The sequence below is a fragment of the Cryobacterium arcticum genome (genome assembly GCF_003185895.1).
Classification (GTDB): domain Bacteria; phylum Actinomycetota; class Actinomycetes; order Actinomycetales; family Microbacteriaceae; genus Cryobacterium; species Cryobacterium arcticum.
Window position 1 is genome coordinate 160315 of record NZ_QHLY01000007.1, and the last position, 20833, is coordinate 181147.

The following is a 20833-nucleotide window of genomic DNA, read 5'->3' on the forward strand; positions in this document are numbered from 1 at the left end:
TGATGCCTGCGCCGGTGCCCGCAGCCTTCCAGCGAAGGTGACGTCAGTCCAGGTCGTAGCCGAACGCGAAGAGGTCCAGAAAACGGCCGGGGGCGACCTCGACCGGTCCCTCGCGGTCCGTGAGACGCACGAAGCCGAGCGCCAGGTAGAGGCGGTGGGCACCCACCATCTCGCTGCCGCTGTTCATCACTACCCGCCGCGCGCCGCGTTCGCGGCCCAGGGCGATCACGTGCCGGGTCAGGGCGGCCCCGATCCCGCGCCCGCGTGCGTCTGGCGCCACCGCCAACAATCTGAAGTCGAGCTCGCCGTCCCTGGCGAGCGGGGAGATCCGTTCGCCGGGAAGCGGCGTCCAGACCGTGCCGAGAATCCGGCCTGTCGCCGGGTCTTCGGCCACCCAGACCTGGTCGTGCGCCGCGCGGGTGGCCACATCGAGCAGGGAGCGCCGGTAGCTCTCGGGGAGTTCGTAGTCGTGGCTGTAGGCGGCCTCGGTGACGGCGGCGACAGCATCCGTCTCGTCTGGCTCGATCAACCGGATGCGGACGGTGGTGGCCAGATCGGGATGGTGCGGCATGGTTCACTTTCTGGGGCGGGCCGGGCGGACTCGTGCGAGCGTAATACACTCCGGCCACAGGCTGTGGATAACTTGCACGGGCCGGCCCGGTTGTGACGCAGGATTTCCCCATGAGTGAGGCCGTGCGCATCATCACCGAGCAAGTGCGGCTGCGCGTGCGCCGGGACGGCGTCGACCTCGCCACCGACGACAGCCTGGCCGACCAATACGTGCGCGACGAGGTGCGGCGCTACAGTGAACGCGCCCTGGGTGGGTCGCTGCCGTTGCTCGCCGACGAATTCCAGGCGGCGCGGGAGGTGGTGGCCGCCCTCACCGGGTTCGGCGCGCTGCAATCGTTCCTGGACGACCCCGATATCGAGGAGATCTGGATCAATGCGCCGACCCGGGTGTTCGTGGCCAGGGACGGGGTGCCGGAGCTGACCACGATGGTGCTCACCGAGCGGGAGGTGCGCGACCTGGTCGAACGGATGCTGCAGGCCTCCGGTCGCCGGGTGGATCTTTCCTCTCCATTCGTGGATGCTTCCCTGCCCGACGGGTCCCGGCTGCACGTCGTGATCCCGGACATCACGCAGCGGCACTGGTCGGTCAACATCCGCAAGTTCACCCGGCGGGTGCGGGACCTCACCCAGCTCGTGGCTCTCGGCTCGCTCACCCAGCCGGCCGCGGAGTTCCTGCGGGTCTGCGTTCAGGGCGGTCAGAACATCCTGGTCTCGGGGGCGACGCAGACCGGCAAGACCACCATGCTGAATGCCCTGCTCGCGTCGACTCGGCGCACCGAGCGCATCATCACGGTGGAGGAGACTTTCGAGCTGAGCGTGGGCGCCCGGGACGTGGTGGCGATGCAGTGCCGCCAGCCCAGCCTCGAGGGCGCCGGCGAGATCACGCTGCGGCGGCTGATCAAGGAGTCGCTGCGGATGCGCCCCGATCGTCTGGTCGTCGGCGAGGTGCGGGAGGCCGAGAGCCTCGACCTGCTGATCGCCCTGAATAGTGGTCTGCCCGGGATGTGCTCGATCCACGCCAACAGCGCGCGGGACGCACTGGCCAAGCTCTCGACGCTGCCGCTGCTGGCCGGGCGGAACATCGACTCGTCGTTCGTGCTGCCCACGGTCGCCGGCTGTATCGACCTGGTGGTGCACTGCGAGATCGACCAGCACGGCCGACGCCGGGTGACCGAGATCATCGCGCCGAGCGGCCAGCTCACCGGGTCGACCATCGAGGCCAGTCCGCTCTTCCTGATCAAGAACGGCGTGCTCGAGCACACCGGCGGACTCCCGACGAAGCTGGCCAAGTTCCGGGCCGCCGGTCTCGACCCGGCCGCGGTGCTGCGGAGGGGAGCGGCATGACCCTCGTGCTGGGCAGTCTGCTCGGTGCCGGCCTGGTGTTGGTGAGCGCCCCGTTTCTCTGGCCGGGCACTCGCAGCGCCGCGCAGGGTGGGCGGCTGCTTGCCGGGTGGCGGGCTCGCCTCACCCAGGCCGGGTTGGGATCGCTCCCGGTGTCGGTGTTTCTCACTCTGTCCGGTGTGCTGGCGGTGGCTGCGGCGGCGCTCGCCGAGGCACTGCTCGGGGTGCGGGCGCTTTCGCTGGTGGTCGGCGTGGTCTGGTTGATTCTGCCCACCGTCGTCGTGCTCTGGCGGGCGCGGGCGCGACGACGGCTCAATCGCACGGTCTGGCCCGACGTGGTCGACCACCTGGTATCGGCCGTGCGCTCCGGCCTGGCCTTGCCCGACGCGGTGAGCAGCCTGGCCCAGGCCGGTCCGGTGGCCACCCGGCTGTCGTTCGCGGAGTTCGAACGCGAGGATCGGGCCACCGGCAACTTCGGCTACAGCATCGACCAACTCAAGACTGCCCTCGCCGACCCGTTCGCCGATCGACTGCTCGAAACCCTGCGGATGGCTCGGGAAGTGGGCGGAAGCGACCTCACCGTGGTGTTGCGCAGCTTGTCGAGCTGGTTGCGGCAGGAAGCGGCGGTACGAGCGGAGGTCGAGGCCAAGCAGTCCTGGGTGGTCAACGCCGCACGGCTCGGGGTGGCGGCGCCGTGGATCGTGCTCGTGCTGATCAGCAGCCGCCCGGAGGCGGCGCAGGCCTACAACACCCCGGCCGGGACCATCGTGATCCTCGGTGGTCTCACCGTGTCGGTGCTGGCCTACCGGGTGATGATCGTTCTCGGCCGGCTACCGGAGGAACGGCGGTGGTTCCAGTGACCACGCTGGCCTGGGGCGCGTTCTTCGGGTCGGTCCTGGGCCTCGGGTTGTGGTCGCTGGTGAGCCTCACCCCACGGCTGAGTCGGCCGCGACTGGCGAACCGCCTGGCCCCGTACCTGCTCGATGTCTCCGCCGAGGCTCGCTTCTATGTCGGCCGGCGCTCGGTCGACCCGATCCCGGTGCTCGGTACCCTGTTCTCGCCGGTCTTCGACGCGCTCGCCCAGGCGCTGGCCGGTGTGCTCGGCGGCGCCGAGGTGATCGAGCGGCGGTTGCGGCAATCCGGCTCCATCCGCACCGTCGACGCGTTCCGCTCCGAGCAGTTGGTGTGGGCGTTGATCGGGGCGGCCGGTACCCTGCTGCTCGCTGTCGCAACCCCGCTCGGCCGGGCCTGGCCGCTCATCGTGCAGGTGTCGGCACCCGTCGTGGCCGCGATGGCCGGGGTGGTGCTGCGCGACGCCCAGCTGAAACGCGCCGCAACGGCCCGGCTGGCCCGCATCGAGAGTGAACTCCCTACCATCCTGGAGTTCCTCACCCTCTCGCTCGCCGCCGGCGAAGGCATCCTCGATGCCCTCCGCCGGGTGGCGCGCAGCACATCGGGGGAGCTCTCCCGCGAATTCGCGGGCGTGATCACCGACGTGCACAGCGGGCTCTCCCTCACCACGGCGCTTACCGATCTGTCTCGCCGGATGCGCCTCACTCCGCTCACCCGCTTCGTCGACCAGGTCGTCGGAGCGATCGATCGCGGTTCTCCGCTCGCGGAGGTGCTGCGTGCCCAGGCCCAGGACGGCCGCGAGGAATCCAAGCGCAAGCTTTTCGAGGCGGCGGGCCAGAAAGAGGTGGCGATGATGGTGCCGCTGGTCTTCCTGATCCTGCCGATGACTATCCTGTTCGCCATCTTCCCTGGCCTGTTCGTGTTGCAGGCCGGTTTCTAGACCCTTTCGACCCACGTACCCGGTTTCATCCGTGCACCACCCGAGAGAAAGCAGGACACCGTGAGCCTCCTCATCCAGCTACAGAACCGTTTCCGCACAGGGCTGCACGACGCACGTCACGATGAACGCGGGGACGTGCCGGGGTGGGTTTTGATCACCCTGATGACGGCAGGCCTGGTGATGATCATCTGGGGGCTGGCTGGGCCGGCGCTCAGCGGCATCTTCGAGCAGGCCATCGACCGGGTCAGCGGCATCTGACGACATCGATGTTGCGCGGGTGGCCGGGCGCGCCCGGCGAGAGCGAGCGGGGAACGGCCGTGGCCGAGTTCGTGATGGTCTCTGCCCTGCTCACCGCGTTGACCTTGGCCGTGCTGCAGCTCGCGTTGGCGTTGCACATCCGTAACACCGTGCTGGATGCCGCGGCCGAAGGAGCCCGCTATGCGGCCCTGGCCGACAGCGGACTGTCCGAAGGCGCCGAGCGCAGCCGCGATCTGATCACCTCTGCCCTCGGCCCGGCCTATGCCGCCGATGTCTCGGCCAGCTACGCCGAGGTCGCCGGGGCGCCCGGCGTACAGATCCGGGTGGTGGCCCCGCTGCCGTTGTTCGGCCTGCTGGGCATGGACCGTGGGCTGGAGGTGACCGGACATGCGGCGGTGGAAGAACTGGCGACCGAGTGACCGGCTGGCCACTCTCAGCGGAGACGCCGGGTCGGCCTCGTTGGAGTTCATCAGCGTCGGCCTGATCCTGCTCGTGCCCCTGGTCTACCTGGTGCTCGCCCTGTCTGTGCTGCAGGGCGGCGCCTTCGCGGTGGAGGGCGCGGCCCGGCAGGCAGCCCGGGTCTACGTGCAGGCACCGAGTGCGGCGGAGGCCGAGGCCCGTGCCGAGCGTGCCGTGGTGGTGGGGCTGGCCGACTACGGCATCGACGTGACCGCCGCCGAGGTCAGCATCAGGTGCGCGGGCAGCGCCGAGTGCCTGGCTCGGCGGAGCGTTGTCACCGTCACGGTGCGGGTAGCCGTGGACCTGCCGTTCGTGCCCGCGGTGCTGACGCAATCGCACCGCGGCAGCATCCCGCTGGAGGGGTCAGCGACGCAGACCGTGTCGCGATTCTGGCATGAGGGCTGAAGCCGATGCCGGGACGTGTGAGGGACTTCTGCCGCGGTGATGATGGCTCCACGCTGCTGCTCACCATCTTCTACGGTTTCCTGGCCTTGCTCGTGGTGCTGATCGTGACGGCAGCAACCAGCCTCTACCTGGAGCGTAAGAAATTGTTCACCCTGGCGGATGGGGCGGCGCTCGCCGGAGCGGAATCATTCACCCTCGATGCGGTGGCGATCGACTCCGGAGAATTGCACGCCGCCCTGACCACCCCCGAGATCCGGGTTGCGGCCACCGGCTACCTCACCGCCGCACCGCATCCCGATCTGGATGAGCTCGTGCTCACCCGCGCCGACACCGCCGACGGCCAGAGCGCCACTGTCACCCTGCGGGCGTGGTGGCGCCCACCCGTGTTCACCCTGTTCGTTCCCGACGGCCTGCCCGTGGAGGTGACAGCGGTCGCCCGGTCGGTGTTCCACTGAGCGGTTTTCCCCGCTGTTCACCGTGCGTTCAGGCCCCATCCGCTCTGCCCCTGTTGCCTGGATGACGTTGGTTCGAATCCGGCCAACACACAGACACAATTTCCAGGGGGAAATACCGTGCACCGTGCGTCCAACTCACTCCCGACCATGAGGCGCAGCGCGCTGATGGTCGCCGCGACCGGCCTGCTCGCCGGCGCCAGCATCCTCGCGCCGCTCGGCGCCTACGCCGCCACCGACGACCACGGCGGCGCCGCCCGCAACGATGGCGACCAGACCGCCGCGATCCGCGAGTCCATCGTGGACGGCCCGGCCAAGAACGTCATCCTGCTGATCGGCGACGGCATGGGCGACAGTGAGATCACCGTCGCGCGCAACTACGCCCAAGGGGCCGCGGGCGAGTTCGCCGGGATCGACGCCCTGCCGCTCACCGGCCAGTACACGACCTACGCCCTCAACCCGGACGGCACCCCGAACTACGCGTCTGAATCCGCCTCTACCGCCAGCGGCTGGTCCACCGGCACCAAGACCAACAACGGCTCGCTCTCGGTCGACATCGCGGGCACACCGCAGTCGACGCTGCTGGAGCTCGCCAAGGCGAACGGCCTGCGTACGGGCAACGTCTCGACCGCTGAAATCCAGGACGCCACCCCCGGCGCCCAGGTTGCGCACATCAGCGCCCGTGGCTGCTACGGCCCGGTGGAGACCAGCGTGACCTGCGCCGAGGAGGCGCTCGAGAACGGCGGCCTCGGCTCCATCTCCGAACAACTCCTCACCCTGCGCCCGGACGTGGTGCTCGGCGGCGGCTCCGCAACCTTCACCGAGACCGCCGTCGGCGGCGACTGGGCCGGTCAGACCCTCTTCGAACAGGCCACCGAGCGTGGCTACCAGCTGGTGAACGACGCCGCCGGCCTGGAAGCGATCACCGCAGCCGACCAGAGCGCCCCGGTGCTCGGACTGTTCACCGAAGGCAACTTCCCCACCCGCTGGGTCGGCCCGGAGGCCACCGTGGGCGGCGGCGACCTTGCCCCGGTCTCCTGCACGGCCAACCCCGAACGGTTGAACACCGGCCTCTCGCTGGCCTCGCTGACCGACAAGGCCATCGACCTGCTGTCGGCGGACTCCGAGCAGGGCTTCTTCCTGCAGGTCGAGGGCGCCAGCATCGACAAGCGCGACCACGCCGCGGATGCCTGCGGACAGATCGGCGAGACCGTCGACCTCGATGAGGCCGTGCAGTCCGCCCTCGCCTTCGCCAAGGCCGACGGCAACACCCTCGTCGTGGTGACTGCCGACCACGCCCACACCAGCCAGATCGTCGGCTCCACCCCGCCCGGCCTCAGCGTCGCGCTGACCACCGAGGAAGGCCAGACCATGCTGGTCAGCTATGGCACCGCCAACGCTGGGGAGTCGCAGCAGCACACCGGGTCCCAGGTGCGCATCGCCGGCTACGGCCCCGGCGCCGCGAACGTGCTCGGCCTGACGGACCAGACCGACCTGTTCTTCACCTCGTCCAACGCCCTGGCGCTGAACACCGACCTAGCCGCGCTGAGTGCCGGTGCCGCGGTCACCCTCGACCAAGCCACCGTTGCTCCGGGCACCGACTTCACGGCCACCGGTTCTGGACTCGCCGCCGACTGGCGCGCAGCCGGTGAGGTCGGCACTGAGGCCTCCGGTGAGCCGCTGGGTGTCGCCGACGTCATCGACGGCCAGGCCGTCTTCATCGGCACGGCACCGAGCGAGCCCGGCGAGTACTCGGTCACCCTCACGGGAGCACAGACCGGAGTCTCCGTGTCGGCCACGCTCACCGTCACCGCCGACGCCATCCCCGCGACTCCGACACCGACACCGACTCCGACGGCCACCGCTCCGGCCGTGGCCCTGCCCGGCACCGGTCCGTCCGCCGGCGCCGCCGCGGCCGTGGTCGGGGCGCTTGCCTCTACCGGGGCGCAGGTCGCACCGGTTGCCGGCCTGGCCGCCCTGCTTCTCGCCGCGGGCGGGGTGTTCCTGGTGATCCGCCGCCGACGCCACCACGCGGCGTCGTAGCAAACATCCGGTAGCCGCACGCCGCTGCGGCATCCGGCAGCACGGCGAAGGCCGCTCCGACTGGAGCGGCCTTCGTTTGCTGTTCGGGCCGACACCCGGCCGCCGGTATTCTCATTCGAGTGCCGCATGTGGTGGCGGGGGAGAACAGTGACAGCCAAGCGTGACCGCCTGACCGGCGCCGGAGCCCAACTCGTCACCGAAGTGACCATCAACTACGGGTCCTCGCTGGCCGGGCTGCTCATCCCGATGGTGGGCTCGCCCGTCGTGGTGGCGATGCGCCAACTGGTGATGGCGGTCGCGGTGCTGCCGTTCTACCGGCCCAAATTCGTCACCTTCACCTGGGCGCGGCTCTGGCCGGCCCTGCTGCTCGGCGTGGTGCTCGCCGTGATGAACCTCACCTTCTACGAGTCGGTCGCCCGGCTCGGCCTCGGCGTCGCCGCCACCATCGAATTCCTCGGCCCGTTCGCCGTGGCCCTGGCGGCGTCCCGACGCTTCCTCGACTTCGTCTGCGCGGCCGCGGCCGCCGGCGGTGTGGTGCTGCTCACCTGGTCGGACGGCACCCTGGACCCGTTCGGTATCGCCCTGGCGCTGACCGCTGCGGCGGCGTGGGCCGGCTACATACTGCTCACCCGCCGGGTCGCCACGCAGCTGCCCGGGCTGGAGGGCATCACCATCGCCAGCCTGGTCAGTCTGGTGTTGCTCGTTCCGGTGGCCCTGGTCACGGTGGACTATTCGAAACTGAACTGGGGTGTGATCGGCCTGCTCGTGGCCGTGGGAGTGCTGTCATCGGCATTCCCCTACACGCTCGACACGTTCATCCTGCGCCGGATCACGCCGCGCCTGTATGCCATCATCACGAGCTTCGGGCCGGTGATTGCGGCGATCTTCGGCGTGCTGGTGCTGGGTGAGAGCCTGCTGCTGCAGCAACAGATCGCCATCGTCGTGGTCTGCGTTGCCGCCGGCGCGGCGATCGCCACCCAGCGGGAGCAACCGCTGTCGGACATCGAACGCACCGCCCGCGCCATCCCGTAGGGCGACAGCTCGGTCGGGCTGGGATCAGTCCCTGGTAGGGATGGCCTCCAGAGCGTCGGTCTCGAGCGCGGCCACGAACTCGTAGGCCACCAGATCGCGGGGGGACTCCTCGATCGCCGCCAGCGGGGCCAACACCTTCGACTCATCCAGGGCGCTGAGCTTGCGAGCTGTCGGCAGCACCTGGCGCTCCATCGACCCGACGAAGCCGTTGTAGTCCTTGACCGTGCGTTCGATTGCCCGGCCGAGCTTCTCGATGTGGGTTGCCGTGGTGGCCAACCGGGAGTACAGCTCGCGGCTGAGATCGAACAATACCTGGGCGTCGTGGGTGAGTACATCCTGTTGCCAGCTGAAGGCCACGGTCTTCAGCACCGACCAGAGCGTGACCGGGGAGGCCAAGGCAACTCGCCGGCTGAACGCGAACTCCATCAGCGACGGGTCGGCTTCCAGTGCCGACGACACCAGCGATTCACTGGGGATGAACGCGATCACGAGCTCAGGGGAGGCGTCCAGACCCTGCCAGTACGCCTTGCTGCCGAGGGCGGTGACATGGTCGCGCACGGCCTTGACGTGCGCCTTCATGAAGACAGCACGCTGGGCGCCATCCGCGCCGGTGGCGGTCGCCGGAATCTGGCTGGCCTCGAGAAACGCGGTGAACGGCACCTTGGCATCCACGGCGATGTTCTTGCCGCCGGGCAGGTGCACCACCATGTCGGGGCGGCCGGCACCGGCATCCGAGTGGATGCTGGACTGCACGTCGAAGTCGACTCGCTCGATCAGGCCGGCGGCCTCCACGACACTGCGGAGCTGAGTCTCGCCCCAGACGCCGCGGGTGTTGTTGGCCCGCAGGGCCGAGGCCAGGGATTCGGCCGTGCTGCGCAGGCGTTCCTCGGATTCGGTGGCGGAGCGCAGCTGCTCGGTGAGCTCGCCGTGCTGCAGGCTGCGCTGTTGCTCCAGCTCGGTCACCTTCTTCTGCATGTTCTGCAGGCTGTCTTTCACCGGGGCGAGCGCCTGCAGCACCTGGCTCTCCTGCCGATCGCGTTCGCTGCGGGCGGCCTGATCGTCGCGCTGCCGGTCGACGATGTCGCGGTACTGTCGCTTCTGGTCGGCGATCTGATCGCGCAACCCGTCGGCGGTGGCCTGCATCGACGCCAGCTCTTCGCGCAGCAGTGACTGCACCGCGGCTTCGCGTGCGCGGGTCTCGGCGAGCACCACCTGGTGCCGGGCCTCGAGCACAGCAGGGTCGGCGCCGAGAGGCAGCGTGGCGCGACGTCGCTGCAGCAGCACGGCGCTCACCAGGGCGCCGAGAATCACACCGAGAACGAGGCCGATCAGAAGCGCGAGAGGGTCCATGCCGACAGTCTGACAGTGACCTCCGACACCGCCGTCAGGCCGCTCGCGCGTCGCGAGGTCGGCGGCCAGCACGCCCCGTTCCAGTGCGGCGTCGTGGCGTAGGCTCAAGCGCCATGGACGACAACGCCGCGCAGGCCGCATCCCGTGAGGAGCGCAGACGGCGGGCCGCAGAGCAGGAACAGCGCGCGATGAGCGGACTCGAGTCGATCATGCACGGCGGCAACCTCGTGGAGGAGTCGATGAAGATCTCGAATGAGTTCACCGACGCCCAGACCGGCCGGCTCTCCGCTTGGTTCCGGCGCCTGCTCGGCCGATAGCTGGCCGACAACAGCCGCTTCTAGTTCAGGGCCATCGGTCCGTGCGTGGCCGCGTGCTCCTGAGTGGCGACCGGGCCGATGACACCCACGTTGACGCCGCAGATGCGAGCGAGATCTTCGATGGTGTCAACGCCGTGCCGGTCGGCGGCGTGGATCATGATCGCTGCGCACGCCTCGGAGTCGGCCAGGGCGTCGTGGTGGGCGAAATCTTCGAAACCGGCAGCCATCGCGGCGACCGGCAGCCGGTAGGAGTCGAGGTGGTACGTGCGCCGGGCCACCTGCAGGCTGCAGACGTAGCGAAAGTCGGGCACGACCATGCCGGTGATGGTGGAGGCCGTCTTGATGACGCCCAGGTCGAAGCCGGCGTTGTGCGCCACGAGCACGTCGCCGTCGGCGAAGTCGACCAGGTCGGGCAGCTGCTCGGGCCAGCTCAGCGCATCCGCCACCTGCTCGGGGTAGATGCCGTGGATGCGGATGTTCCACTCCAGGAACGCGTCGTGACCCAGCGGCGGGCGGATGAACCAGCCGATCTTGTCGACGACGACGCCGTCGCGCACCTTCACCAACCCCACAGAACAGGCCGAGGCGGCCGAGGAGTTGGCGGTTTCGAAGTCGATGGCAGTGAAATTGACGGGCACGCCTCATGGTCTCACGCGCCACCGACATCGCCGGCCGGGCGGGCCGGAGTGCCGCGGCAGAACGGTGCACAGGCAGAGCCGGTACGATGGATGCTCGTGGCTCTTACTATTGCAATCGTCGGACTGCCCAATGTCGGCAAGTCCACCCTCTTCAACGCGTTGACCAAGAACAACGTGCTCGCGGCGAACTACCCGTTCGCCACCATCGAGCCCAACGTTGGCATCGTCAACCTGCCCGACTACCGCCTGGCCAAGCTGGCGGAGGTCTTCGGCAGCGAGCGCCTGCTGCCGGCCCCGGTGTCGTTCGTCGACATCGCCGGCATTGTGCGCGGCGCGAGCGAGGGTGAAGGTCTGGGCAACAAGTTCCTGGCCAACATCCGTGAGGCCGACGCCATCGCGCAGGTCATCCGCGGCTTCGCCGACCCCGACGTGGTGCATGTTGACGGTGCCGTCAACCCGGCCAGCGACATGGAGACCATCAACACCGAGCTCGTTCTCGCGGACCTGCAGACGCTGGAAAAGGCGATCGTGCGGTACGAGAAGGAAACCAAGGGTCGCAAGCTCGACCCGAGCGTGCTCAAGACCGCGCTCGAAGCGCAGACCTTCCTCGACACCGGCAAGCCGCTCTCGGCCTCGAAGATCGATGTCGAGCCCATCCGCGAACTCGGCCTGCTCACCACCAAGCCGTTCATCTACGTCTTCAACGTCGACGAGGCCGTGCTGCAGGATGCCGAGAAACTGGCCACCCTGGCCGAGCTCGTCGCTCCGGCCAAGGCCGTGTTCCTCGATGCCAAGCTCGAATCGGAGCTCGCCGAGCTCGACGACGAGGACGCCGCAGAGATGCTCGCCTCCACCGGCCAGGAAGAGAGCGGGCTCAACCAGCTCGCCCGCATCGGCTTCGACACCCTGGGGCTGCAGACGTATCTGACGGCAGGACCCAAGGAAACGCGCGCCTGGACCATCCACAAGGGCTGGACCGCCCCGCAGGCCGCCGGAGTCATCCACACCGACTTCCAGAAGGGCTTCATCAAAGCCGAGGTCTTCGCCTTCCAGGACCTCATCGACGCCGGATCGGTGGCGGAGGCTCGTGCCAAGGGCAAGGCCCGCATCGAAGGCAAGGAATATGTCATGCAGGATGGCGACGTGGTGGAGTTCCGCTTCAACAACTAACACCGCCCCGGCTGTCTTCGGGCAGCGAAGTCGGTACCTCCGATTACAGCTCCTTAGTCAGCCCACCGTCGATCCGGAAGTCAGCGCCGGTGACATTACCTGCTCGATTGCTGGCCAGCAGAAGCACAAGATCGGCGACTTCCTGCGGTTCGGTGAACCGGCCGGTCGAGATTCCGCCCCCGGCCTCGATCACACGCTGTCGGGCTTCGTTAGGCGAGATGCCCATGGCGGCGGCCACCGTCGCCGCCACACCGGTCTCACCCAGCCAGAGCGACGTCGACACCGGTCCGGGGCTGATGGTGTTGAAGCGCAGGCCCCGGTCGCCGAACTCTTTCGAGAGCGCTTTCGACAGGTTCCACACGCCCGCCTTGGCGGCCGAATAGTCGATCACTCCCGGGTCGGGCAGGAAGGCGTTGACCGACCCGACGGACACTACGGTTCCGCCGCCGCGCTGGATGAGCAAGGGGATGGCCGCGCGAGTGGTGCGTACCACGGCCATCAGGTCGAGGTTCAGCGTGGCCAGCCAATCCTCATCAGTAATGTCGAGAAACCCCGTCGTGCGAGGGGTGAGCGCACCGACGTTGTTGACGAGGATGTCCAGACCGTCCGAGGCCTCGGCGACCAGCGCCGCCGGACCCGCTGACGTTGACAGGTCAACGGGAAAGAATCGAACAGCGTCGCCCAGGGCGTCAAGCTCGGGCGACGACGAGCGGGACCCGGCAATCACCCGCACCCCCTCGGCGACGAGCGCTCTGGTCACGGCGAGTCCGATTCCCTTGCTGGCGCCGGTGACGACGGCGGTCTTCCCTCCAAGCTCAAGATCCATGGGTCACGTTCCTTCGAGTCGGGGCGGATGGTGGGATGGGGCGCGATCCTCCGGAGTACCGGAGGTCACGATGATTCTCATCCGGTTTGCCAGGATCGGAAACGCCCATCTGCTCCGGGACACAACGCCTATCGTGGGGGAATGCCTCCGGGACAGAATGTGCGCCTCGTGCTGCCGCATCAGCTCTTTCAGCAGCACTTCAACGCGGCCGCCGATACCGTCTTCGTGCTGATCGAGCATGACCTGCTCTTTCGCCAGTACCGGTTCCATTCCCACAAGCTGGTGTTGCACCGCGCCTCGATGAGCCGGTTCGCCGACCGCCTGCGCGACCACGACTACGAGGTCGTCGAGCTCCAGAGCGATGCGGCTCGGAGCTCGCACGACCAGCTCGCCGAGTTCATTCAGAGCCGCGACCCGGCACGGGTGACCTGGTTCGACGTGGTTGATGACTGGCTCGAGCAGGATCTGTTCGCCGGGCTCGCCGCCGGCGGGTATCGGATGCGCAGGACCGACGTGTTGGAGACACCGAACTTCCTCACCGACCGGGCAGAGATCGATGATTGGTTCTCCCAGCACGGCCCTCGCATGCAGGACTTCTACATCTGGCAACGCCGCCGGATGGGCATCCTGCTCCATGACGACAAACCCGTCGGCGGGAAATGGTCTTTCGACGCCGACAACCGCAAGAAGCTTCCGCGCGGATACACGCCCCCTGTCGTCGACCGATTCGCCGGTCACTCCGCGTTCCGCAGCGAGGGAACCTTCGATTTCGACGCGCTGATGGACGACACCCACGACGCGCTGGTGGCGCCCGAGGTCGAGCTCGCCATCGCCTGGGTGAGTGCCGAGTTCCCGGATGCTCCGGGCGACCCACAACTGTTCGCCTGGCCGACGACCGGCGACGAGGCGCGCGAGCACCTGCAGGAGTTCGTCCGCGAACGGCTGAACGGCTTCGGGCCATACGAGGACGCGATCTCCACGGCGCATCCGTTCATCAACCACGGACTGCTGACCGCTGCGCTCAATATCGGACTCCTCGATCCGCGAGACGTCGTGCGGGTGGTACTCGACGGCGCCGATCACGATACTCCGCTCGCCTCTCTGGAGGGATTCGTACGGCAGGTGATCGGCTGGCGGGAGTACATGCGCGCCACCTACCGCACCCGCGGCCGCCAGATGCGCACCGCCAACCGGCTCGACCATCACAACGCCCTCGGGGACGGCTGGTGGGACGCGACCACCGGTCTGGCGCCGGTGGACCTGGTGATTTCCCGCGTGCTCGACACCGGGTACGCCCACCACATCGAGCGGCTGATGGTGCTCGGTAACGCCATGGCGCTGCTGCGCATCCACCCCGACGCGGTTTATGAATGGTTCATGGAGATGTTCATCGACGCCTATGACTGGGTGATGGTGCCCAACGTCTACGCGATGAGCCAGTTCGCGGCGGGCGATGTGATCACCACCAAGCCCTACGTTTCCGGTAGCAACTACCTGCGGAAGATGTCGGACCTGCCTGCGGGGGAGTGGATGCCGGAGTGGGATGCGCTGTACTGGACCTTCATCGACGACCACCGCGCTGTCTTCGCCGGGAACCCGCGCACGCGCATGGTGGTCTCGCTGCTGGACAACATGGACCCGGCCACGTTGAACGACCATCGCCGCCGAGCCGAGGCTCTTCTCGCCGCACAGCAACGTCGATGAGTTCAGTTGAGCTCGCGCTCGCTCCGCGGAGTGGGACGGCAGACCAAGACAGGGCAGGGCGCGGAGTGCTGGACCCGTGACGCTGTGCTCCCGAGCAGGATCGTGGCGCTGAGCCCCCGGCCGCCGGCCGCCATCGCGATGAGATCCGCATCCAGGTCTTCGGCGGCTCGGATGATTTCCTGGGCCGGGGAACCGCTTCGGAGCTGGGTGTGGATGGTGGGGCCCCACCCGGCGAACTCGGCGGCAACCGTGTCGAGGGCGACCTTGGCGTCCTCGGTGAAATTGAGCTCGGTCAACCCGGGGTTCCGCTGCGGGCCCAATTCGTTGGCGAAGGGCACCGCAGCGTACGGGCTCACCACCGCGACCACGGTGACGTCGGTGATCTCGCGGGAGTCGGCAATCCACTTGAACTGTCGGGCACCCATGAGGGATGCCCGGGAACCGTCGGTAGCGACAATGACATGCATGCTTAGAGTTCCTTATCCGCGGGAAGCGATTCGGCGGCCCCGGGGGTGCCGGCCCCGGCCCTCGGCGGGGTCGCATTCTTCTTGCCGAAGAGTTTTTGAGCGATGTAGAGCACCAGGCCAACGGCCAGGAGACCGGCAACCCAGTAGAGCGCCTCTGGATCATCGATCAGGGTGTAGGCGAGAACGGCCAAATTGCCGACAATGCCGAGGATCAGCAGCGGGGTGTTCGCCCGGTACGTGTCGGGGCCATCATCCTTGCCGCGCAGCTTGAGGCACGCCACGATCACCAACGCATAGATGAAGAGCAGGAAAACCACCGTGATCGTCGCCAGCCGATCGACGATATCAAGCTGTTCGTCCTCGGGCAGGCCCGTCTGGCTCGATTTGATGGCCGCGCCGACCACCAGGAGCACGCCCACGATGGCAGCGCCGAAGAGCAGCGCAACGTACGGACTGCGCCGGGTGGGGTGCACTTTGGCAAAGACGGCCGGCACCACGTTCTCGCGGGCCATGCCGAAGAGGATGCGGGACTGCGCCACCACGGTCACCAACGCGGTGTTGCTGATGGCGATCATGGCGATCACGCCGAAGACGACAAGCATGATTGTGGCCGGAATGAAAAAGAGGTCTGCTCGGATGACCTCGAGTAGCGTGTTGCCGGCCAGAACGTCCATTGGGACGGCCAGAGCGGCTGCGATGGACACCAGCACGTACACAACGCCGGCCGTGAGCATGCCGCCGATCAACGCGCGGGGAAAGGCCCGGGACGGGTTGATGGTCTCTTCGGCCACATTCGCGGCGTTCTCGAAGCCGGTCATGGCGAAGAAGGCCAACGACACTCCTGCAAGCACGGCCAGGATCGCCGAACCGGCTCCGGGCTCCGCGTTGAACTGGAGCAGAACCGAGGGGTCATTGACGCCCTCGACCAGGGCGATGACCCCGATGATGACCACGATGATCAGACCGGTGATCTCCACGAACGTCATCACGACATTGGCCACGACGGACTCGGTGATCCCGATCAGGTTGATCGCCGTGATGATGGCGACGAAGACCAGTGCCACCAGGGTGGCTCCCCAAATGGCATCCTCGGGCATCCCGATCAGATCACCGAAGTAGCGCACGAACCCTGATGCCAGCGATCCGACGGCAGCGATGTTGGCTGACAGCATGCAGATCGTGATGAAGAACGTGAGCGCGGGGCTGCGGAACGCCTTGAAGATATAGAGCGAGGCGCCGGCTGCCTGGGGATACTTGGTCACCAGCTCGGCGTAGGCGAGCCCGGTGATTGCCGCGATCGCCACACCGGCCAGGAAAGCCATCCAGAATGCCCCCCCGACCGCAGCAGCGACCAAGCCCACGAGCACATAGATGCCGGAGCCGAGAACATCCCCGACGACGTAGAAGTAGAGCTGCTTGGTCGTGATCGACCGCTTGAGTTCACCGTGTGCGACGGATGATTCGACTGTCGTTGTCATGCAGCCAAAGTATGCCGGGGGCATTCCCGCTCTGCAAGACAAGTGATCAAGTTTCACGTAACCGTAATATGGGCCTGGTGGGCGATATCACAGCACCCGAGCGCGCGCGGGAGATGCGGATCGTCGTGGAGTGCGCCCTGCGACCGGCATCGGGTGATGACGGTCTGGCCGAGATTCTTCACGGCACCATTACCGCCTGGTCCGTCACGGCATTGCTGCCTGACGACGAGAACCTATGGCTGGTCAGCGGACAGGTACCGAACCGGGTGGGCACAGCCGGGTACGCCCGGGCGGCGCACACGCTGGTGCAGCAGATCCTTGACCTCGGTGTGGTGAGCCGGGCCGAGGCGGACCTGCCGGTGAGGCCGATCGCGGACACCGGCCACTCCGCGGGCACCACCGTTCCCGTTACAGAGGGGTGTACTCCCGGCAGCGCGGACAGCAGCTGGGCCCGGGATGCGATCCGGTGCGAGGAGGCGTGGGCGGTTCCGCTGGTGCCGGGAGGAGCGGCGCGGGGCGCCGGCGTGCTGATCGGACACCCCGACACCGGCTACACCCTCCATCCGAACCTGGGCGCGGAGGCACTGGACCTGTCGAAAGACTGGGACTTCATCTCCGACGATGATGACGCCCGCGACCCACTGGTGGCACCAGATGAGTCACCATGGCCGCTGGTCTACCCCGGGCACGGAACCGGGACCGCGAGCATCCTCGCCGGCCGTGGCAACGAGGAGCAGGGAATTGTCGGCGTCGCCCCGGAGGCCACGCTCGTGCCGATCCGCGCGGTGGAGAGCGTCGTGCAACTCTTCGACACGGATGTCGCGCGAAGCGTGGCGCACGCCCGCGCCACCGGGTGCCAGGTCATTTCGATCAGCCTGGGCGGCAAGGGCTTTTTCGGCCTGCAGGCGGAGATCCAACGCGCGGTGGATGACGGCATCATCGTGCTCGCGGCGGCCGGCAACCAAGTGGGCATCGTCGTGGCACCGGCGTCGTACCCGAACTGCCTGGCCGTCGCAGCGACGGGGGTTGACGACCAGCCGTGGCCGGAGTCCTCCCGTGGACGGGCGGTGGACGTCTCCGCCCCGGGCTGGTGCGTCTGGGCGGCAGCCTACCGGTGGGACGACGGCGAGCCGGTTGCCGTCGTGCGCCGGGCATCCGGCACCTCGTACGCGGTGGCACACGTCGCCGGTGTCGCCGCGCTCTGGTTGGCGCACCACGGACCCACGATGCTTCGGGATCGCTACGGCCCGCAGGTGCAGGCCGCTTTTCTGAAGGTGTTGACCTCTCAGGGCGTCCGAGTGCCTCCTGGGTGGAACGCCAGGAAGTGGGGAGCAGGCATCGTGGATGCCGCCGCGCTGCTCGCGGCGCCGCTGCCTGAGCGCGCGGAGCTCGGACGAGCGTCGGCCGCAGGCGACTCCGCTCTCGCCCGATTGAGCGCGCTGGTGAATCTCGACGAGCGAACGTTCGAGAGCGCCCTGTCCCGGCACCTCCACCTGGACGGTGACGCCTTGAGCCTCACGCTTGCCCGATTCGAGGGCGAGCTGGCGTTCCACCTGCTGGAGCAGCCCGGTTTTCGAGCGCGCCTGTTGGCAGTACCGGGCAACGCCCAGCTTGATACCGAGGCGACGCAGACCACGTGTTCACCGGGATTCGCCAGGACGTTCCTCTGACCCGCCCGACGAACCCTGGGCGAGTCCGGTCTAGCCCTGGCTCGGGTCCAGCTCGGGTTCGACCGCGTGGGCTGAGGTTACCGCTCGCGCTCCGTGCCTGACAATGCCTGACAGCACCCCCGAACAGGGCGCGCCATGAACCCCTCGCCGCGGCGTCACGACGGTCTAGCCTGAAGGCACGCTCACTCACATCGACGTACGGGGGAATTCGGATGACCGCCCACAGGTCCAGGCGCAGAATCGCGTCCATGATCGCTACCGGCGCGTTCGGGGTGGTCCTGATGCTGTCGGGCTGCGCGGGTCAGTCCGCGGATGCTCCGGCGGCGACGCCGACCGTCTCCGCGACCTCGACCGCGACCGCGGCCACGGCCACCCCCACACCCAGCGCGACGTCGACCCCCACACCGACAGCGGACGCCGTGAACCTCGACACGCCAGAGTCCTGGCTGATCGGTTTCACCAGTGTCGGGCCGCTCAACCTGGGCGACCAGATCAGCTCGGCCAGCCAGGCCATGACCGCGTTCACCGGCACCACCTACGACGGGTGCCCGTCGGTCGTCTCCTACGACCGGCCGGCCTCTCCGACCATTCTGATTCCGGATCGGCTCGGCACGGGCGTGGTGGAGCAGGTTGTGCTGCAGGGCGGGCCCGACCCGGTGGCGCTCGCCGCTGGGTCGCCGCACACCATCGAGGGCATCGGGATCGGCTCCACGCTCGACGCGGTGACGAGCGCCTACCCGGCCCTCACCTACCAGGACGACAAATACACCCCGCACTACGCCGTGACAGACGGCAACGGCAACTGGATCAACATCTCAGTGACCGACGACATCGTGACCGGCATCGTGGTGCGCGCCAGCACAGTGGTCGCCACGGAGTACTGCAGCTAGCCGATCACTGCAGTCAGCCGCCGAGTTGCACCTGCCAGTCCGCCGGCACCCGCCCGGCGGGCCCGGGAACGGGCTGGCTGGTGGGATGGTGCTGCGGATCGGCCAGTCGCGGACCGTCGGCGAAGTCGTTGAGCGGATAGCTCCAGAACCAGTCCTCGCCGGGTTCGAAGCTCTGGATCAGCGGATGGCTGGTGTGCGTGGCGTGCGCGGTCGCGTGCCGGTTGAGCGAATCGTCGCAGCAGCCGATGTGCCCGCAGGTCGCGCAGCGGCGCAGATGGATCCACCACGACCCGGTGCTCTCGCACTCGAGGCAGCCAGTGCCGCTGGGGGTGGCCGTGGGGTCGATGTCAGGGTCAGTCGACGTCATCGTCCGATTCTGCCCCGTGTCTGCCGGTCAGTCGAGCATCCGCCGCATCAGGATGCGCGGAAACCCGCCCACGACGGAATCGGTGTCGGCGGCCTTGCGGAAGCCGGCCCGTTCGAACATGCGCCGGGTGCCGACGTACGCCATGGTCAGGTCCATCCGTTCGTCGCCGTTGTCGGCGGGGTAGCTCTCCACGCAGGGCGCCCCCGACGCCCGGGCATACTCCACCGCGCCGTCGATGAGTGCGGGGGTGAGACCCTGCTTGCGATAGCCGGGACGCACCCGGATGCACCAGAGCGACCAGACCGGGAGATCGTCGAGGTGCGGAATCTTGCGGGAGGTGCGGAACGGATGCAGGTCGGCCCGCGGCGCGATGCCGGCCCAACCGGCGACCTCGCCGTCGATGTGCGCGAGCACGCCGGGCGCCAGCGGGCGAGAACACAACTCCCGCACCTTGTCGGCCCGAGCCGTGCCTGTCAGCGCCCGGTTCTCCTTTGAACTCAGCCGCCAGGACAGGCACCAGCAGACCGACGATTCCGGCTTCTTCGGTGCGAACATCGTTTGCACGTCGGCGAATTCGTGCGCTGGGGACACCTCGATCGTGGTCACGCCACCTCCATTCGCGTGGGTCAATAGTGCCACCGGAGTGCCCGGCCGGGAAGGACCGGCTGTGCTGCCTAGGCTCGCCAGAACCCGCTGAAGGTGACGTTCGCCTTGGGCACTCCGCGTTCGGTGACCAGCCAGCGGCGCAGCTGGGTGGGCAGCGACTGTTCACCCACCAGGAAGGCGTAGACCGACCCGGCGGGCAGGTCGAACGCCTGCACGGTGCGGATGGCGAGAGCCCCGGGTCGGTCGGAGTGCTCACGGGGGAGCCAGTGCACCTCGACCCCGGCCGGGGCGTCGACGGGCTGCGCATCCGCCGGGTCGGGGATTTCGATGAACGCGTGACCGGTCGCATCACGCGGCAGGTCACGCAGGATGCCGGCGATGGCGGGGAGCCCGCTCTCGTCTCCGACCAGGAGGTGCCAGTCGGTGCCGTCAGTCGGGCTGAACATGGTGCCCTGGTCGAGCAGCGCCACGGTGTCGCCGATGCGTGCGGCGGCGGCCCATCGGCTGGCGGGGCCGTTGTCGCCGTGCGCGACGAAGTCGATGTCGAGTTCGCGTTCGGCCGGCCGGAACTGGCGCACCGTGTAGTTGCGCATCGCCGGGCGGGTGGCCTTGGGCATCGCCAGGTACTGCATGTAGCCGAGCAGGTTGATCTTGGCCGGCAGCGCATAACTGGTCTCGGCGTCGCTGCGAGCGGGCAGGAACAGCCGGAACCACTGGTCGAACCCCATCGGCTCGAACGCGCTGAGCGCGTCGCCACCGAGGGTGACGCGCATCATGGTGGGCGTGACGCGTTCGGCGCGGAGGACTTCGGCCACGAGCATGGTGGCGTTCTGGGGCGGGGTGGGGCGGCCTGGGGCGCTCATCGGGTCACATTCGGTTGCGGGCGGGCATCCTCGCCGGCGGATCCGGTAAGGGTGACCTAACTTTAGCGGCCGACGCCGGTCGTTCACCATCCCCGGCGCGCCACCTGTTGTCGCGGCGGACTTCTGCGGCGGGCG

23 protein-coding genes are annotated in these 20833 nt (G+C 68.1%); 14 read left to right on the forward strand and 9 right to left on the reverse strand.

The window, feature by feature from the left end; all coding sequences use genetic code 11:
- Positions 1–43: 43 nt before the first annotated feature.
- Positions 44–571: a GNAT family N-acetyltransferase gene (locus CTB96_RS06380; RefSeq protein WP_110126081.1), complete on the reverse strand. Its 528-nt coding sequence runs from the start codon at positions 569–571 to the stop codon at positions 44–46.
- Positions 572–681: 110 nt separating this feature from the next.
- Between CTB96_RS06380 and CTB96_RS06385 the strand changes: the two genes are divergently transcribed.
- From CTB96_RS06385 to CTB96_RS06425, 9 genes are all read left to right on the forward strand, one after another.
- Positions 682–1914 (forward strand): TadA family conjugal transfer-associated ATPase, encoded by a 1233-nt coding sequence (locus tag CTB96_RS06385; protein WP_110126082.1) that lies wholly within the window; start codon positions 682–684, stop codon positions 1912–1914.
- A complete protein-coding gene (locus tag CTB96_RS06390; protein WP_110126083.1) occupies positions 1911–2771 on the forward strand; it encodes a type II secretion system F family protein in 861 nt (286 codons plus the stop codon). The genes CTB96_RS06385 and CTB96_RS06390 overlap by 4 nt, the downstream gene beginning before the upstream one ends.
- On the forward strand, positions 2759–3703 hold the full coding sequence (locus CTB96_RS06395; RefSeq protein WP_248283248.1) for a type II secretion system F family protein: 945 nt from the start codon (positions 2759–2761) through the stop codon (positions 3701–3703). Before CTB96_RS06390 ends, CTB96_RS06395 begins: the two co-directional genes overlap by 13 nt.
- Before the next feature lie 72 nt (positions 3704–3775).
- A complete protein-coding gene (locus CTB96_RS06400) occupies positions 3776–3961 on the forward strand; it encodes a hypothetical protein (RefSeq protein WP_110126302.1) in 186 nt (61 codons plus the stop codon).
- 59 nt (positions 3962–4020) lie between these two features.
- A complete protein-coding gene (locus tag CTB96_RS06405) occupies positions 4021–4380 on the forward strand; it encodes a TadE/TadG family type IV pilus assembly protein (protein ID WP_345788775.1) in 360 nt (119 codons plus the stop codon).
- Positions 4349–4825: a hypothetical protein gene (locus tag CTB96_RS06410; RefSeq protein ID WP_110126086.1), complete on the forward strand. Its 477-nt coding sequence runs from the start codon at positions 4349–4351 to the stop codon at positions 4823–4825. Before CTB96_RS06405 ends, CTB96_RS06410 begins: the two co-directional genes overlap by 32 nt.
- 5 nt (positions 4826–4830) lie before the next feature.
- Positions 4831–5280, forward strand: a complete 450-nt coding sequence (locus CTB96_RS06415; protein WP_110126087.1) for a pilus assembly protein TadG-related protein — start codon at positions 4831–4833, stop codon at positions 5278–5280.
- Between the two features lie 147 nt (positions 5281–5427).
- Positions 5428–7320 (forward strand): alkaline phosphatase, encoded by a 1893-nt coding sequence (gene phoA, locus CTB96_RS06420; protein ID WP_110126088.1) that lies wholly within the window; start codon positions 5428–5430, stop codon positions 7318–7320.
- A gap of 147 nt (positions 7321–7467) precedes the next feature.
- Positions 7468–8352 carry an EamA family transporter gene (locus CTB96_RS06425; RefSeq protein ID WP_248283249.1) on the forward strand — a complete coding sequence of 295 codons (885 nt, stop codon included), beginning with the start codon at positions 7468–7470 and terminating at the stop codon, positions 8350–8352.
- Between the two features lie 24 nt (positions 8353–8376).
- Here the strand turns inward: CTB96_RS06425 and CTB96_RS06430 are convergent, their stop codons facing one another.
- Positions 8377–9702, reverse strand: coding sequence for a DNA recombination protein RmuC (locus CTB96_RS06430; RefSeq protein ID WP_110126303.1), 1326 nt, complete (start codon positions 9700–9702; stop codon positions 8377–8379).
- A 113-nt stretch (positions 9703–9815) separates the two neighbouring features.
- Between CTB96_RS06430 and CTB96_RS06435 the strand changes: the two genes are divergently transcribed.
- Positions 9816–10019 (forward strand): hypothetical protein, encoded by a 204-nt coding sequence (locus tag CTB96_RS06435; RefSeq protein ID WP_110126090.1) that lies wholly within the window; start codon positions 9816–9818, stop codon positions 10017–10019.
- Between the two features lie 20 nt (positions 10020–10039).
- Here the strand turns inward: CTB96_RS06435 and CTB96_RS06440 are convergent, their stop codons facing one another.
- Positions 10040–10657, reverse strand: coding sequence for an exonuclease domain-containing protein (locus tag CTB96_RS06440; protein ID WP_110126091.1), 618 nt, complete (start codon positions 10655–10657; stop codon positions 10040–10042).
- Positions 10658–10753: 96 nt separating this feature from the next.
- Between CTB96_RS06440 and ychF the strand changes: the two genes are divergently transcribed.
- Positions 10754–11827 (forward strand): redox-regulated ATPase YchF, encoded by a 1074-nt coding sequence (gene ychF / locus CTB96_RS06445; protein WP_110126304.1) that lies wholly within the window; start codon positions 10754–10756, stop codon positions 11825–11827.
- 43 nt (positions 11828–11870) lie between these two features.
- On the opposite strand, the gene CTB96_RS06450 is transcribed toward ychF, so the two are convergent.
- Positions 11871–12653 carry an SDR family NAD(P)-dependent oxidoreductase gene (locus CTB96_RS06450; RefSeq protein WP_110126092.1) on the reverse strand — a complete coding sequence of 261 codons (783 nt, stop codon included), beginning with the start codon at positions 12651–12653 and terminating at the stop codon, positions 11871–11873.
- Positions 12654–12794: 141 nt separating this feature from the next.
- Between CTB96_RS06450 and CTB96_RS06455 the strand changes: the two genes are divergently transcribed.
- Positions 12795–14357, forward strand: a complete 1563-nt coding sequence (locus tag CTB96_RS06455; protein ID WP_110126093.1) for a cryptochrome/photolyase family protein — start codon at positions 12795–12797, stop codon at positions 14355–14357.
- A 2-nt stretch (positions 14358–14359) separates the two neighbouring features.
- Here CTB96_RS06455 and CTB96_RS06460 read toward each other — a convergent pair whose 3' ends face one another.
- Together CTB96_RS06460 and CTB96_RS06465 are read right to left on the reverse strand one after the other, a co-directional pair.
- Complete coding sequence (locus CTB96_RS06460; RefSeq protein ID WP_110126094.1) at positions 14360–14824, reverse strand: universal stress protein; 465 nt, start codon at positions 14822–14824, stop codon at positions 14360–14362.
- 2 nt (positions 14825–14826) lie between these two features.
- The gene (locus CTB96_RS06465) at positions 14827–16302 is read right to left on the reverse strand and encodes an APC family permease (protein WP_110126095.1); all 1476 of its coding nucleotides are present in this window, start codon (positions 16300–16302) and stop codon (positions 14827–14829) included.
- A gap of 77 nt (positions 16303–16379) precedes the next feature.
- Between CTB96_RS06465 and CTB96_RS06470 the strand changes: the two genes are divergently transcribed.
- Both CTB96_RS06470 and CTB96_RS20315 read left to right on the forward strand, forming a co-directional pair.
- Entirely contained in the window at positions 16380–17972 is a 1593-nt protein-coding gene (locus tag CTB96_RS06470) for a S8 family peptidase (RefSeq protein ID WP_181397171.1), read from the forward strand.
- Positions 17973–18220: 248 nt separating this feature from the next.
- Positions 18221–18862 carry a hypothetical protein gene (locus tag CTB96_RS20315; RefSeq protein ID WP_146215758.1) on the forward strand — a complete coding sequence of 214 codons (642 nt, stop codon included), beginning with the start codon at positions 18221–18223 and terminating at the stop codon, positions 18860–18862.
- A gap of 13 nt (positions 18863–18875) precedes the next feature.
- Here the strand turns inward: CTB96_RS20315 and CTB96_RS06485 are convergent, their stop codons facing one another.
- The 3 genes from CTB96_RS06485 to CTB96_RS06495 all read right to left on the reverse strand — a co-directional run bounded on the left by CTB96_RS06485 (position 18876) and on the right by CTB96_RS06495 (position 20698).
- The gene (locus tag CTB96_RS06485; protein WP_110126098.1) at positions 18876–19229 is read right to left on the reverse strand and encodes a UBP-type zinc finger domain-containing protein; all 354 of its coding nucleotides are present in this window, start codon (positions 19227–19229) and stop codon (positions 18876–18878) included.
- Between the two features lie 27 nt (positions 19230–19256).
- A complete protein-coding gene (locus tag CTB96_RS06490) occupies positions 19257–19784 on the reverse strand; it encodes a GNAT family N-acetyltransferase (RefSeq protein ID WP_110126306.1) in 528 nt (175 codons plus the stop codon).
- Positions 19785–19903: 119 nt separating this feature from the next.
- Complete coding sequence (locus tag CTB96_RS06495; RefSeq protein WP_219993227.1) at positions 19904–20698, reverse strand: siderophore-interacting protein; 795 nt, start codon at positions 20696–20698, stop codon at positions 19904–19906.
- Positions 20699–20833 lie beyond the last annotated feature (135 nt).